This is a genomic window from Corticimicrobacter sp. (assembly GCF_040137905.1).
Lineage (GTDB): Bacteria > Pseudomonadota > Gammaproteobacteria > Burkholderiales > Burkholderiaceae_B > Corticimicrobacter.
Genome location: NZ_JBEFDG010000075.1, coordinates 44240 through 58710, shown reverse-complemented (window position 1 = coordinate 58710; position 14471 = coordinate 44240). Strand labels below are relative to the sequence as shown.

The 14471-nt window shown below is 61.9% G+C and carries 13 protein-coding genes and 1 tRNA gene; 4 read left to right on the top strand and 10 right to left on the bottom strand.

The annotated features are described in order from the left end of the window. The 5 genes from ABN482_RS13255 to proP form a co-directional block, all read right to left on the bottom strand. The coding region (locus tag ABN482_RS13255; RefSeq protein ID WP_349504437.1) for an ABC transporter ATP-binding protein at positions 1–607 on the bottom strand (607 nt) is incomplete at its 3' end. Then, entirely contained in the window at positions 604–1323 is a 720-nt protein-coding gene (locus ABN482_RS13250) for a GntR family transcriptional regulator (RefSeq protein ID WP_349504436.1), read from the bottom strand. The genes ABN482_RS13255 and ABN482_RS13250, both read right to left, overlap by 4 nt. 235 nt (positions 1324–1558) lie before the next feature. Further along, complete coding sequence (locus ABN482_RS13245) at positions 1559–2122, bottom strand: 1,2-dihydroxy-3-keto-5-methylthiopentene dioxygenase (RefSeq protein ID WP_349504435.1); 564 nt, start codon at positions 2120–2122, stop codon at positions 1559–1561. A 24-nt stretch (positions 2123–2146) separates the two neighbouring features. Next, entirely contained in the window at positions 2147–2947 is an 801-nt protein-coding gene (locus ABN482_RS13240; RefSeq protein ID WP_162300466.1) for a MetQ/NlpA family ABC transporter substrate-binding protein, read from the bottom strand. A 105-nt stretch (positions 2948–3052) separates the two neighbouring features. Next, positions 3053–4582: a glycine betaine/L-proline transporter ProP gene (proP, locus tag ABN482_RS13235; protein ID WP_349504434.1), complete on the bottom strand. Its 1530-nt coding sequence runs from the start codon at positions 4580–4582 to the stop codon at positions 3053–3055. Positions 4583–4779: 197 nt separating this feature from the next. Here proP and ABN482_RS13230 point away from each other — a divergent pair, with 197 nt between their 5' ends. From ABN482_RS13230 to dbpA, 4 genes are all read left to right on the top strand, one after another. Then, a complete protein-coding gene (locus ABN482_RS13230) occupies positions 4780–5952 on the top strand; it encodes a DUF3734 domain-containing protein (RefSeq protein WP_349504433.1) in 1173 nt (390 codons plus the stop codon). A gap of 23 nt (positions 5953–5975) precedes the next feature. Continuing rightward, positions 5976–6749 (top strand): acetoacetate decarboxylase, encoded by a 774-nt coding sequence (locus ABN482_RS13225; RefSeq protein WP_349504432.1) that lies wholly within the window; start codon positions 5976–5978, stop codon positions 6747–6749. A gap of 12 nt (positions 6750–6761) precedes the next feature. Next, the gene (locus tag ABN482_RS13220; RefSeq protein ID WP_349504431.1) at positions 6762–7544 is read left to right on the top strand and encodes a 3-hydroxybutyrate dehydrogenase; all 783 of its coding nucleotides are present in this window, start codon (positions 6762–6764) and stop codon (positions 7542–7544) included. 145 nt (positions 7545–7689) lie between these two features. After that, positions 7690–9078 (top strand): ATP-dependent RNA helicase DbpA, encoded by a 1389-nt coding sequence (dbpA, locus tag ABN482_RS13215; protein WP_349504430.1) that lies wholly within the window; start codon positions 7690–7692, stop codon positions 9076–9078. 195 nt (positions 9079–9273) lie between these two features. Here the strand turns inward: dbpA and ABN482_RS13210 are convergent. The 5 genes from ABN482_RS13210 to ABN482_RS13190 all read right to left on the bottom strand — a co-directional run bounded on the left by ABN482_RS13210 (position 9274) and on the right by ABN482_RS13190 (position 14429). Further along, positions 9274–9349, bottom strand: a tRNA-Lys gene (locus ABN482_RS13210). Positions 9350–9412: 63 nt separating this feature from the next. Beyond that, complete coding sequence (locus tag ABN482_RS13205) at positions 9413–10219, bottom strand: MetQ/NlpA family ABC transporter substrate-binding protein (RefSeq protein ID WP_109062007.1); 807 nt, start codon at positions 10217–10219, stop codon at positions 9413–9415. A gap of 87 nt (positions 10220–10306) precedes the next feature. Further along, positions 10307–10960, bottom strand: a complete 654-nt coding sequence (locus ABN482_RS13200; protein WP_349504429.1) for a methionine ABC transporter permease — start codon at positions 10958–10960, stop codon at positions 10307–10309. Continuing rightward, positions 10941–11999: a methionine ABC transporter ATP-binding protein gene (locus tag ABN482_RS13195; protein ID WP_349504428.1), complete on the bottom strand. Its 1059-nt coding sequence runs from the start codon at positions 11997–11999 to the stop codon at positions 10941–10943. Before ABN482_RS13195 ends, ABN482_RS13200 begins: the two co-directional genes overlap by 20 nt. A 186-nt stretch (positions 12000–12185) precedes the next feature. Further along, positions 12186–14429, bottom strand: coding sequence for a glycoside hydrolase family 31 protein (locus tag ABN482_RS13190; RefSeq protein ID WP_349504427.1), 2244 nt, complete (start codon positions 14427–14429; stop codon positions 12186–12188). Between the last annotated feature and the right edge of the window lie 42 nt (positions 14430–14471).

Here is a 14471-nt window from a genome sequence, read left to right as displayed (position 1 = left end):
CCACATCGTGCGTCACGAACACCACGGTCATGCCGTGCTGTCGCTGCAACTGCAGCAATTCGGCATGCATCTGGCTGCGCGTCTGCGGATCCAGCTTGGAAAAGGGCTCATCCATCAGCAGGATGCCCGGCTCCGCCACCAGGCTGCGCGCCAGGGCCACCCGACTGCGCATGCCCCCTGACAACTGATGCGGCCAGGCCTCGGCAAAAGCAGCAAGCCCCACCTGCGCCAGCGCCGCCAGGGCGCGCTCCCGCCGCTGCGTGCGCGACAGGGTGCCGGCCTCGAGCCCAAAGGCCACATTGCGCCAGATGCTGCGCCATGGCAGCAGCCGGTCTTCCTGGAACATGTAGACAATGCGTCGCCAATCCGTGAAGCCACTTGCCTCGCGGCCATAGAGCCGCAGATGCCCGGCATCCGGGCGCAACAGTCCTGACAGGATGTTGAGCAACGTACTCTTGCCGCAACCGGAGGTCCCCAGCACCGCGATGACTTCGCCCTGTGCCACATCCAGGGAAATATCGCGCAGCACCTCCAGGGCACCAAAATGCTTGCTCAGGCCCGATACCGAAATGACCGGGGCGTGTTCGATGACCATGGTGGCATTCATCCGAATCGCTCCGCCAGCAACGGCAAGGACGCACCGGCTTCGCTCAGGCTGGCATAGACCTTTTCCAGTGTCATGGACTGGAACGTCTCGATGTGTCGCCGCGCGATCAATTCGGCCCGCTTGCCATCGCCCTCTTCGAAGGCGGCAATCATGGCATTGTGATCATGCTTGATTTCCGGCTTGGTTCCCTGGACATTGAATCCCAGGGCGACCAGACGACTCATTTCATCGAGCAGGCCCGTCAGGGTGCGCAACAGTCGCTCGTTACCGGACGCACGGGCGATTTCCAGATGGAACGCATTGTTGGCATCCATGAACAGATCGATCTGGTCCGGCAGCGGTACAGGATGCCGGACACGGCAGGCCGCCTCCAGTTCGCGCAGTCTGGCGATATCGACCCGCCCCACTGCCAGGCGTGCCGCCAGCGGCTCAAGCTGCACGCGCAGCGTGAACACCTCTTCCACATCCTTGACCGTGATGGGCGCAATCCGATACCCCTTGCGCGGCCGTGAGGCGACAAAGTGTTCATGGCTCAATCGGGTCAATGCGATACGGCAACTGCTCTTGCCGATGCCATAGGTGGCCATCAGCTCCGGCTCGGTCACGATGGCACCCGGCAACAACCGGCACGAAAGGATATCCCGACGTATGCGCTGATAGGCCCAGTCGCCCTGGTTGGTACCGGGCGCGACAGGCAGAAACGATTCAGGAGGCATATGACGTAACATCGACAAACCCTGTGGGCTGCTCACAGCACCATGCTGTGAAGTCCAGAGAAGCCGATAAGTTAGGCCATGCATGCGCCGGCACGAACGAATTGTTTGCGCTAAGAATATGTGCCAAAACGGCGTAACTGAGCAGCCCAGGCAACAAAAAGGCCCACCTGGAAGGCGGGCCATCGGAGATGTAAGAGGAAGAAATCCGCCGCTGCGGATCAGCGTTTATCTGCCATCAGGCAGATGGGCCATTCGCGTCACCCAGAGACGGAAACCGGGTGGCAATGCCATCTCCCGTATATTGCGCCGCCCAGCCCGCCGGATCGGTAAACAGGCGGATGCAGGTGAACGACGGCGACGGTCCCATATCGAACCAGTGCTGCAGGCCGGCCGGCACCGAAATCAGATCATCCTTTTCGCACAGCAACGCAAATACCTGCCCCTGCGCATGCAGCACGAACAGGCCGCTGCCTGCCACGAAAAAGCGCACTTCGTCTTCGGCATGCGTATGCTCGGCCAGGAATTTGGCGCGCAGTTCGGCCAGGTTGGACGGTGCGCCATGCAGGCTGATCACATCCGCCGTCTGATATCCCCCTTCCTGCTGCAGCGCACGGATCTCGTCCTCATAGGCAGTCAGCACCACCTCGGGCGCAGCGCCTGGTGCCAGCTCACGACGCGCCGGCCAGCGCTCGAAGCGCCCGCCCAGTGTCTCGACCAGTGCGGCGATCTGCCCGGCATCGGCGGTCTGCAGCACCGGCAGGTCCGGTGCGTCATCACGGTATACAGTCAATTGCGTCATGCTGATTCTCCTTGTCTCGACAGGCTACCAGGCCGCAGAGTAGGCATCCGGAAAAGCCTGCTCGACGAATGCCTTGACCTCTGGCGTATGGTAGGCCTCGACGAACTGCGCAATGCGCGGATCGTCACGCCGGTCTTCGCGAGCCGCGATCACGATCACCGCATAGGGGCCATCCTTTCGCTCCAGCACCAGGGCATCACGCGCGGGCGAGAGCCCGGCCGGAATGGCATACGAAGAGTTGACGGCGGCCGCATCGACATCGCCCAGCGCATGCGGTAACTGTGCCGCCTCGATCTCGACGAACCGGATGCCCTTGGGATTTTCCACCACGTCGAGCGGCGATGCTCCCACATCCACGCCTTCGCGCAGCCCGATCAGGCCTGCGTCGCGCAGGACCAGCAACGCCCGTGCACCATTGGTCGGATCATTGGGAATCGCCACCTGCGCCCCCTGGGGCAGGTCATCCAGCTTGCCGACCTTGCGGCTGTAGATGCCGATCTGCTGCACCACGGCATCGGCGACCGGCACCAGTCGATAGCCACGGCCCTTGTTCTGCGCTTCCAGGAAGGGGCGATGCTGGTAGACATTGAGGTCGATTTCGCCGGCATCCAGCGCGGCATTGGGCTGCACGTAATCGCTGAACTCGATCAGTTCCACCACCAGCCCGCGCCGGGCGGCTTCAGCCTTGACCACCTCACCGATCTGGGCATGCGGGCCCGCCGTCACGCCCACCTTGAGCGGCGCATCACCTGCGGCACCGGCACCTCCCGATAACACCAGCAGGGAGGAGAGAAAAATGGCGCGCAGCAGAGAAGTCCGCATCATGGTTCCTGATATATCGAAGTCAAAACCGGGATTTTAATATCCACACAAATAGCATGGAATAATCTCTGGTTATGTCGATATATCCGGACGGAAAACAACTTTCTCCTAATCCAGCCGGGGATGCTGGTCTACCAGGGTCTGCCGACGCTGCCGCAATGTCTCGATCTGTGCTTCCAGTTCGAGTATCCGCTCATCGACTTCTTCCACGTTCTGCTCGATATGCTCGTAGGCCTGCTGGAGCAATACTCGTGCCTCCTGCCGGCTCGAGGCATTGGGCGTATCGCCACGCAGTGGCCGGTTTGCCGTCTCCGGCAGGAAAAACGACGTCGTCAGACCGATCAGGGCGGCCACCATCAGATAATAGGCCGGGATCATCAGATCCTGCGTGGATTCGACCAGCCAGGCGGCCACCGTCGGCGTCAGGCCTGCGAGGATAATGGCGATATTGAACGAACTGGCCAGGGCGCTGTAGCGGATCCGAGTGGGAAACAATGCCGGCAACGTCGACGCCATGACACCGGTCAGGCAATTGAGCAGCACCGCCAGTACCAGCAGCCCCAGGAAAATCATGCCGGTATTATCGGTCCCGATCATCTTGAAAGCCGGCAAGGCCAGGAAAAACAGGCCCACGCTGCCGATCAGCAGAAATGGCTTGCGGCCGATCTTGTCGCTGACGAAACCCACCACCGGCTGGACAAACAGCATGCCGATCATCACCACGATAATGATCAGGACACCATGCGCTTCGGAATAACCCAGACTGCTCGACAGATACGTCGGCAAATAGGTCAGCAGCATGTAATAGGTGATATTTGTGACCAGTACCATGCCGATGCAGATCAGCAATGCCTTGCGGTAGCGCGTGAATATCTCGCGAAACGACACGCCGGGCCGCTCCTTGATCGCATCGCGGTCGCCCTGCTCCATGCGTTCGAGTTGTTGCGTGAAGGCCGGTGTTTCTTCCGCGGCATGACGCAGATACAGCCCCAGCAGGCCCAGCGGCCCGGCCACGAAGAATGGCACGCGCCAGCCCCAGTCCAGGAAACGCGCCTCGCCCAATAGGGTCTGCAGCACCACCACCAGGCCTGCGCCCATCACGAAACCCGCAATGGAGCCGAAATCCAGCCAACTGCCTAGAAAACCACGACGACGATCCGGCGCATATTCGGCCACGAAAATCGCAGCCCCCGTATATTCACCGCCGACCGAGAACCCCTGCGCCAACTTGCACAACAGCAACAAAATAGGTGCCCACAGGCCAATCGTGGCATAGGCAGGGATCAGCCCGATGCAGAAGGTGCTGATCGCCATGATGATGATGGTCAATGACAGGACTTTCTGGCGTCCGAACCTGTCTCCCATCAGTCCGAAGAACACGCCCCCCAGCGGCCGCACCAGGAACGGCACCGAAAACGTCCCCAGGGCCGCGATGGTCTGCACGGCTGGCGAGGCATCGGGAAAGAACACCTTGCCCAGAGCAAAGGCCACGAAACCATACACGCCAAAATCGAACCACTCCATGGCATTGCCCAGAGCGGCGGCCGTCACGGCTTTCTTGAGTTTCGAATCGTCGATGACGGTAATGTCATCCAGTCCCAGGGGACGTGCTGGCTGCGACGCGGGTGTTGTTGTCATCGATCCGTTTCCAGTGAACGCATTATGAAAATAAAACTGGCCAGCCTCTCAATGCAGATGACTGTATATGCCGAGAACAAATAAAGACGCAAGCTGATATCATTCTTATGTAACAAAAAGAAATAGACACATCAATTTTATTGAATCGTGATTATTGTCTGTACGAGTTTCCACCTGTTTCCAGATGGAGTTGATGCATGAAAAAGCAACACGCTCCCTTTGAACGCATCGCCCTGATACTGCAGGGCGGTGGTGCGCTTGGCTCTTATCAGGCCGGGGTCTACGAGGTTCTGGCAGAACAGGACCTGCACCCGGACTGGGTCGCCGGCATTTCCATCGGTGCCATCAATGCCGCACTGATCGCCGGCAATCCTCCCGAAAAACGGGTCGATGCCCTGCGGGATTTCTGGCAGACCATCACGGCCCCGCCACCAGCCCATCCAGCCTACCTGCCAGCGCTCTGGGGACTGCAACCTGCCGCCATCGAACCCCACCACGACGTCCTGCGCGGCTGGTCGAACCAGATCAGCGCCTTCGCCACGCTGATCAACGGCGCACAGGATTTTTTCAAGCCCCGCCCGCTGCATCCGTTGCTGGCCCCCTATGGAACGGAAAACGCCCAGAGTTTCTACGATACGTCGCCTCTCAAGGCCACGCTGGAACGGCTGGTCGACTTCGACCGGATCAACACCGGCAAGATGCGGTTCAGCGTCGGTGCCGTCAACGTGCTGACCGGCAATTTCACCTATTTCGACACCACCACCCATACCATCGGCCCCGAGCATGTCATGGCCAGCGGTGCGCTGCCGCCTGGCTTCCCGGCGGTGATGGTCGATGGCGAACCCTACTGGGATGGCGGGCTGGTCTCCAATACGCCGCTCCAGTGGGTGCTGGACAGCAAGCCACGCTGCGACACGCTGGCATTCCAGGTCGATCTCTGGAGCGCCCGGGGCGAATTTCCGGGCGACCTGATCTGCCAGGACATCCGCCTGAAAGACATCCGCTTTTCGAGCCGCACGCGGCAGGCCACCGACCAATTCCGGAGACAGCAGCGCCTGCGCCGCGCCCTGGCCCGCCTGATCGAAAAAATGCCGGATGCCGCCCTGCTGGGCAACGACGATGCCGAGATCGACGCGCTGATCTCTGAGGCGGATGAAAAGGACTACAACATCATCCAGCTGATCTATCGCGCCAAGGAATACGAAGGCACCAGCAAGGATTATGAGTTCTCGCGCACCACCATGCACGAGCACTGGCACGCCGGCTACGAAGATGCCACCCTGACGCTCCGGCACCCGGAAGTCCTGCAATGCCCGACCAGTCCGGACGGCGTGGCCACCTTTGACGTGCATCGCAAAAAGCAAGCCTGATCCAGAGCAAGGAGACTCGACCGATGAAAATCGCAGATGTGCGCGCCAGCGCCTTTGCCATGCCGCTGCACAACCCCGCCTACCCCCGGCCCCCCTACAAGTTCTACAACCGGGAATTCTTCGTCATCACCTATCGCACCGACCCCGAGCGCCTGCAGGCGCTGGTGCCGGAGCCACTGGAGGTGGTCGGCGACACCGTGGCCTACGAGTTCATCCGCATGCCCGATTCCACCGGCTTTGGCGACTACACCGAGACAGGCCAGGTGATCCCGGTACGCTTCACCACGCTCCAGGGCGAGATGCAGGAGGGCAGCTATGTGCATGCCATGTATCTGGACGACAACTCACCGATCACGGGTGGGCGCGAAATCTGGGGCTTTCCCAAAAAGCTGGCGACACCCAACCTGCGCCATGAACAGGAAACCCTGGTCGGCACACTGCACTATGGCTCGGTCCTGTGCGCCACGGCCACCATGGGCTACAAGCACCGCGAACTCGACCTGCCCAGCTTCGCCAGGAACCTGGACAAGCCGGCCTTCATGATCAAGATCATCCCCCACGTAGACGGTTCGCCACGTATCTGCGAACTGGTCCGCTACTACATGGAAGATGTCACGCTCAAGGGAGCCTGGGACGGTCCCGGCGCATTGCAGCTCTTCGAACATGCCATGTGTGACGTGGCGCGGCTGCCCGTGCGCGAAGTGGTGTCGGCCACCCACTACATCGCCGACCTGACGCTGGGCCTGGGCGAAGTGGTCTACGACTACCTGGCCCCCGACTCAACCCCCACCCCCTGAAGGAGACAGCACATGTCCCGCTTTGATGGAAAAATCGGCATCATCACCGGTGCCGCCAGCGGTATCGGCAAGGAAATCGCACTGCGCTTCGCGGCCGAAGGCGGCACCCCCGTGATTGCCGACCTCAACCTGCAGGCCGCCCAGGCCACCGCCGAGGAAATCAAGGCGACCGGGGCCGACGCCTTTGCCGTCGCCATGAACGTCACGGATGAAGATCAGGTCGAGAAAGGCGTGGCCGACGTCATCGCCAAATACGGCAAGATCGACATCCTGGTCAGCAATGCCGGCATCCAGATCGTCAAGCCGCTGGTGGACTTCCCCTACGCCGACTGGAAAAAACTGCTGTCCATCCACCTCGACGGTGCGTTCCTGACGACCCGCGCCTGCCTCAGGCACATGTACGCCGCCAACTATGGCCGCGTGGTCTACATGGGTTCGGTACACTCCAAGGAAGCCTCCAAGCTCAAGGCCCCCTACGTCACCGCCAAGCACGGTCTGGTCGGCCTGGCCAAGGTACTGGCCAAGGAAGGTGCAGAGCATAACGTGACGGCCAACGTCGTCTGCCCCGGTTTCGTGCGCACGCCACTGGTGGACAAGCAGATCCCCGAGCAGGCCAAGGAACTGGGCATCACGGAAGAACAGGTCATCAAGACCGTGATGCTCAAGGACACCGTCGATGGCGAATTCACCACGACCGATGACGTGGCCGATGCCGTGCTGTTCTTCGCAGCCGCCAGGAACAACGCGCTGACCGGCCAGACCCTGGTGGTCAGCCACGGGTGGTTCATGCAGTAGGCCTGCAATGTACCGCTCGCGTGCCGCTGCAAAGCGGCACATTATTTGGCGGGCAACGCCCGCTAACGTCAGCGAACGGCATACACTGTCGGCTGAATCCATCCTGCGCGGCCCGCTGGCCGCCCCTCTGCGAGCATCCCCCGTCGTGACCACCGCCCCGTTCTCCACCCTGCCTTTTCTGCCCGCCCTGCTCGACAACCTGCAAAGCCTGGGTTTCGAACAGATGACGCCTATCCAGGCACAAAGCCTGCCGCTCGTGCTGGAAGGCCGCGACCTGATCGCACAGGCCAAGACCGGCAGCGGCAAGACCGCCGCCTTCGGCCTGGGCGTCCTGCAGACCCTGGACATCCGACGCCTGGCCCCACAGGCCCTGCTGGTCTGTCCGACCCGGGAGCTGGCCGACCAGGTGGCCCAGGAACTGCGCCGACTGGCCCGACTGATCCCCAACGTCAAGATTCTGACCCTGTGCGGCGGCGTGGCCGCACGCCCCCAGGCCGAATCACTGGCCCGAGGTGCGCACATTGTGGTGGGGACGCCCGGCCGCATCCAGGATCATCTGGCGCGCGGCAACCTGGATCTGTCCGGCCTGTCCACGCTGGTACTGGACGAGGCCGACCGCATGGTGGACATGGGTTTCCACGACGACATCGTCGCCATCGCCTCGCGTTGCCCTGCCAAACGCCAGACCCTGCTGTTCTCGGCCACCTACCCCGACAATATCCGCAAGCTGAGCGCCCGCTTCCTGCGCAACCCGGCCGAGGTCAAGGTCGAGACACAGCACGATGCCAGCCGCATCGAACAGATTTTCTATGAAATCGACGACAGTGAACGGCTCGATGCCGTAGTCCAGCTTTTGGCCCATTTCCGACCCGAATCCACGCTGGCCTTCTGCAACACCAAGATCCGCAGCCACGAACTGATCGAGCGCCTGCGTGCCGAAGGCATCAGTGCCCAGGCACTCAATGGCGATCTGGAACAGCGTGACCGCGACGAAATCCTGATCCAGTTCGCCAACCGAAGCTGCGCCGTACTGGTCGCCACCGACGTCGCTGCACGCGGCCTGGATATCCAGAACCTGGGTGCCGTGATCAATGTGGACGTGACCAAGGACACCGAAGTCCACGTCCATCGCATCGGCCGCAGTGGTCGCGGCGACCAGAAAGGCCTGGCGCTGAGCCTGTGCTCGCCCGAGGAAATGCACTGGGCCAACCTGATCGAACAATACCAGGGCAACCCGCTGAAATGGGCCGACATCAAGTCCCTGCGCCCCAAGTCGGATCGCCCCCTGCGCGCGCCCATGGTCACGCTATGCATCCATGGCGGCAAGAAAGACAAACTGCGCCCCGGCGACCTGCTGGGTGCACTGACGGGCGACGGCGGGCTGACCTTCGAACAGGTCGGCAAAATCAACATCACCGAGTTCAATGCCTATGTGGCACTGGATCGACAGATCGCCAAGCAGGTGTTCTCCAGGGTGTCGAACAGCAATATCAAGGGCAAGCGGTTCCGGATGCGATATCTGGAAGAGTTCTGAGCGATGAGGTGAGGGACCACGGCCTGGCCACCTTTCAACGGTGCCGGGCCAAGAGCCCTGGGCCACTCTTGCGCGCCGACAGCAATTTTATGGCAGCAGCTTGCGCATCTCTCGCGGGCAATCCCGCACGCAGTGCAAACACAAAGAAAAAAGGCCTGCCGAAAAATCGACAAGCCTTTTTCTAAAACAAAATCTTGGTGGGCCCTGCGAGACTCGAACTCGCGACCAACGGATTAAAAGTCCGCTGCTCTACCGACTGAGCTAAAGGCCCAAGCCCGCTATTATTGCGTCTTTCAGAATCACTGTCAAACGACAGCGTCCTGTTTTCAACACCTTACCAGGCGGGTACCACCGAGCCCTTGTACTGCTCCTCGATGAAGGCCTTGATCGGGGCGCTCTGATAAGCTTCGATCAGAGTCTTGAACTCGGGGCGATCCTTGTCCTGCTCACGCACCACGATCACATTGGCATAGGGCGACTCGGCGGATTCGCGGGCGATGGCGTCCTTGTTGGGATCAAGGCCGGCTTCCAGCGCAAAGTTGGTGTTGATCGCGGCGGCATCGACATCACCCAGCGAGCGCGGCAGTTGAGCCGCATCCAGTTCGACAAAACGCAGCTTGCGCGGGTTTTCGACGATATCGATGGGGGTCGCGCGCAGGCCGGCCTTGGGGTCCAGCTTGATCAGGCCCAGGCTTTCGAGCAGCAGCAGGGCGCGGCCACCATTGGTCGGGTCATTGGGCACGGCAATGCGGCCACCCTCGCCCACTTCGTCCAGCGACTTGACCTTCTGGCTGTAGATGCCGATCGGGAAAATCACGGTCTTGGCAATGCTGACCAAGCCATAGCCGCGGTCGGCATTGGCCGTATCCAGGTAGGGCTGGTGCTGGTAGCTGTTGGCATCCAGGTCACCGGCAGCCAGGGCAGCATTGGGCTGCACATAGTCGCTGAACTCAACGACCTTGATGTCCAGCCCCTGCTTGATGGCCTCTTTCTTGACCTCTTCGAAAATCTGGCCGTGCGGGCCGGCGGTCACGCCCACGGTAATCGACGCATTCTGCGCCCAGGCCGACGAGACGGCAAACAGCGGTGCCAGTGCCAGCGCGGCAGCGGACTTGATCAGGATTCGTTTGTTGAAATTCATGAAAACACTCCAGTCTGCCGTAATCGGCAAGATAAATGACACGAAAAAATACCCCCACGCTTGTCGCTGCGCTCCGGCGACAAAAAATCAGCGATGCGACAAGCGACGTACCAGCCAGTCACCCAGACTCTGCACGGCCTGCACCAGCACGATCAGCACCAGCACCACAATCAGCATCACATCGGGCATGAAGCGCTGGTAGCCGTAGCGAATCGCCAGATCCCCCAGCCCACCACCACCGATGGCACCAGCCATGGCCGAATAGCCGATCAGGCTCACCAGGGTGACCGTAGTCGCCGCGATCACGCTGGGCAAGGCCTCGGGCAGCAGCACCTTGGCAATGATCTGCATCGGCGTGCCGCCCATGGCACGCGCCGCCGTGATCAGGCCGCGATCCACTTCACGCATGGCGTTCTCGGCCACCCGTGCCATGAAGGGAATGGCTGCCAGCGCCAGCGGCACGATGGCGGCACGCGTACCGATCGATGTGCCGGCGATAAGCCGGGTCAGCGGGATGATCGCCACCAGCAGGATCACGAAGGGCACCGAACGCGTGGCGTTGACGATCCCGCCCAGTACCCGGTTGAACACCGGACGCGGCAGCATGCCACGCGCATCGGTCACGGTCAGTGCCACGCCCAGCGGCACACCCACCAGCACGGCAGCCAGACCTGCCACACTCACCATCAGCAGCGTTTCAAGCAGCGAAGTCCACAGCAGGTCAAGCAGTTGCGGATTCATGATTCACTTCTTCCAGAACAATGTTTTTTTGACGGACGGCGGCCTCGGCGGCCTCGATGCGTTCGGCCGCCCCCTGCACCACGACAAACAGGGTCCCCACGGCCACACCCTGGATATCCTCGATGCGGGCCTGCACCAGTGACAGGCGCAGGTCGAACTGGCGCGACAGGTCGGACAGCAGGGCACCGGAATCCTGGCCGGACAGGCCCAGTTTCCAGAGCCGGGCATCCTGCCCCGGCTCGGCGCGTGCCTGGTCCAGGCGGTCGCGCAGCGAAGCCAGCGTCTCATCGGTCAGTTCCGATGCCGTCACGGCCGACACCATGGCACGCGTAATGTCGTGTTCCGGTGCGGCAAAGACCTGCGCCGTCGGCCCGGACTCGACGATATGGCCCTTGTCGATCACGGCCACGCGATCGCACACCTGGCGTACGACTTCCATCTGGTGCGTGATCATGACGATGGTGACACCGGTCTTGCGGTTGATTTCGCGCAGCAGCGTCAGGATCGTGGCTGTGGTTTCCGGATCCAGCGCCGAAGTCGCCTCGTCGCTGAGCAGCACGTCGGGATCATTGGCCAACGCCCGGGCAATGCCCACGCGCTGCTTCTGCCCGCCACTGATCTGCGCCGGATAGCGATCATGCAGGTGTGCCAGTCCCACCAGATCGAGCAGGCGCGCCACGCGCGGTCCGATCTCGCTGGCGGGCACACCGGCGATTTCCAGCGGCAGGGCCACGTTGCCGGCCACGGTACGGCGCGCCAGCAGGTTGAAGCCCTGGAACACCATGCCGATACGCCGCCGCTGCTGGCGCAATTGCGACTCGGGCAATCCTGTCAGCACCTGCCCACCGATGGTGATCGCTCCCTGATCGGGCTGCTCCAACAGGTTGATGCATTGCACCAGCGTGCTCTTGCCCGCACCGCTCGGCCCGATGACGCCGAAGATTTCGCCTTTGCCGATCTCCAGCGAGATCCCGCGCAGCGCGTCGAAACGACCACGCGGCGTGACATAGGTCTTATGAATATTTTCAATATGAATCATGACCGGCCCATTCTGCCAGTAATAAGTAAATCTGGAAAACGCTCTTTTCTCAGATCTATATTTCTAATAGAAATATAAGAAAACACGGGGAATCGGAGGAATACACCATGCCGCCTTGCGCGGCACCAGCCCCGCGAGCAGCGGCCGCGCAGGCCGCTGCATGAACCACACAGGACCCGGGTACGCTCAGCGCGCCCGGGAAATACGCACTTCAGCCCCGCGTCGCTTGACCTCCAGCCCATCGGACGCCAGGATACGCAGCCCTTCGAGTCCCTTGATATAGCTGGAACCCTGCATCTGCATCACGCGGATCTTGTTGCGCATGACCACGGGGTTGTGCTCAGGCATGCCGAACATCCAGACCTCATCGAGGATGCGGGCCGAATTGAATTCGCCGGTATGCTGGGTAGCAGGTCCGAGACACAGCATGTGTCCTTCGCGGCCAAACACCGGATACTGGTCGAGATCGCAGCGCATCTCCAGAATCTGACCGCCTTCGTAGCGCACGCCGGTGTTGAGATCCCACCAGGCTTCGCCAGCCGGCAGGTACACGAACGTAGCCTCGCCCGGTGCCGTGATCGGCGCAACCAGAATGGCCGGGCCCAGCAGAAACTGCAGGTCCCAGGCATGTGCCGCAGGATCATTGGGGAAGGACAGTGCCATCGACCGCTGCACCGGCAACCCGGTACGGGCAGCATCCTCGATCGCCCCCAGCACATAGGGGATCAGGCGATAGCGCCACTCCAGCCAGGTGCGCACATGCGCCTGAACGGACTCGTCAAAGCGCCAGGGCAGGAAGGCTTCCGCCCCCTGCAGGACGAAATTGGCCGAAAAGGTCAGACAGCTCAGCCAGCGCACATAGAGTTCACCATCGAGCGCATCAGCCGGCGCATCGGGATTGCCGAAATAGTGCACCATGGCCGGCACGGCACTGTGCCCGACCGACAGCGCGGCGCGCAGGCTGTTTTCCAGTCCGTCCCAGGTATTGTCGACCTGCGGACCTGCCAGCCAGGGCAGGCGCTGTGCGGCCGGCATGAGATCACGGCTCCAGACGATACCTTCGGGCGGGGTCTTGTGCCCGGCCACGGCATCGAACAGGGCACGCTTGACCAGCAGCGGGTACACCGTGCGCAATACCGCACCGGTTTCGCCACCACGCGCCTCGATGCCATCGGGAATATCAATCTGCACGTCGCAGGCCGGCGCATCAAGACCATCGTCCAGCAGTTGGCGATGTCGCTCGCACCACAGGGCATACACCTCGCGATGGGTCAGGTCCAGCAGGCCGAACGGCTGGCCGGCACTCTGCGCGCAGCCCGGAAACACATACGCCGCGCCGTCCTCACCGGCCAGCAGCCACATGCGGTCTTCCAGCTCCTCGAAAAGCGGGTGATCGGCAGGCACACCAGGAAAACCATAACCGCAGACCTGGGCACTGTGCTTGTGAAACAGCGCCATCAATTGCCGCGCATCCGGGAAACGGGTCGCATCCCATTCCAGCGCCAGCTTGCCCTGCAGGCTCCAGGCCGCAGGGCCGGACAACAGGATGTTGTCGAACGGAATCCGCTCGGCACGCAGCCTCTCGGCCAGTTCGGCCGTCTGCACCGGGGTCGCCTGCGCGTCCTGCTGGACCCAGGCCCCCATGGCCCACAGCACCGGCTGTCCGGCACGCCCTGTCAGTTGCGTGTACTGATTGAGGATTTCGGCCGGTTCGCCCACGAACAGGAACAGGTCCAGTGCGGGGGCCTCGATGTCGATCTGGTATTGATCTGGACTGGACTCGACACCCAGCCAGTGTTCGACACGATGCAGCGTATTGACGTAGATCCCCCAGCCTGCCGGGCTCCAGGCCAGCGGCAGGGCCCGATAGGCGGGCACATCGGACACGACGACTTCGCCTCGACGATCAGGATTGCCCTGGGTTTCACCCAGGCCATAGACCGGCTCGCCTGCCGGCAGGGCAAAGGCAGCCCGCGCAAAAGGCTGGCCGCAGCCGGCCTTGCTGGCTGCTTCGCTCACGACCTCGAAGGGTGCGGCACCCGGCACATCGGCGGTGGACAGCACACAGCGATCGCCGCGATACAGCGCCAGCCGGACCGGATCGACCGAAACTTCCAGGCGGCCATCGCCCTGGTCGAAGCGCCAGCCCTTGCGACCGTCCTCATCGAAGGCAACCGGCGTGGTTTCACCGATCCGCTCGAAACGGGCCAGCAGCATCTCGGCACGCTGGCGGGCGCGGCTGGCAGGTTTTTCTTCTGCCGCCACTCGGGCCGCAGAGTCGCAACGAAAGCGAAACACGCCCGGGGCGTGTGCCTCGACGTACAGCCGCAGATCCGGTCCCGCCTCGAACTCGAACTGGGCCGAATTTTCTGCAAGCAGTTTCAAGGTTTCAAGCGGCGTGGCAGGGCCAGCATCTAACTTGGACAGCACAGCGTATCCCCCGGCAAGAGCCAGTTGCAAAAACACGAAAAG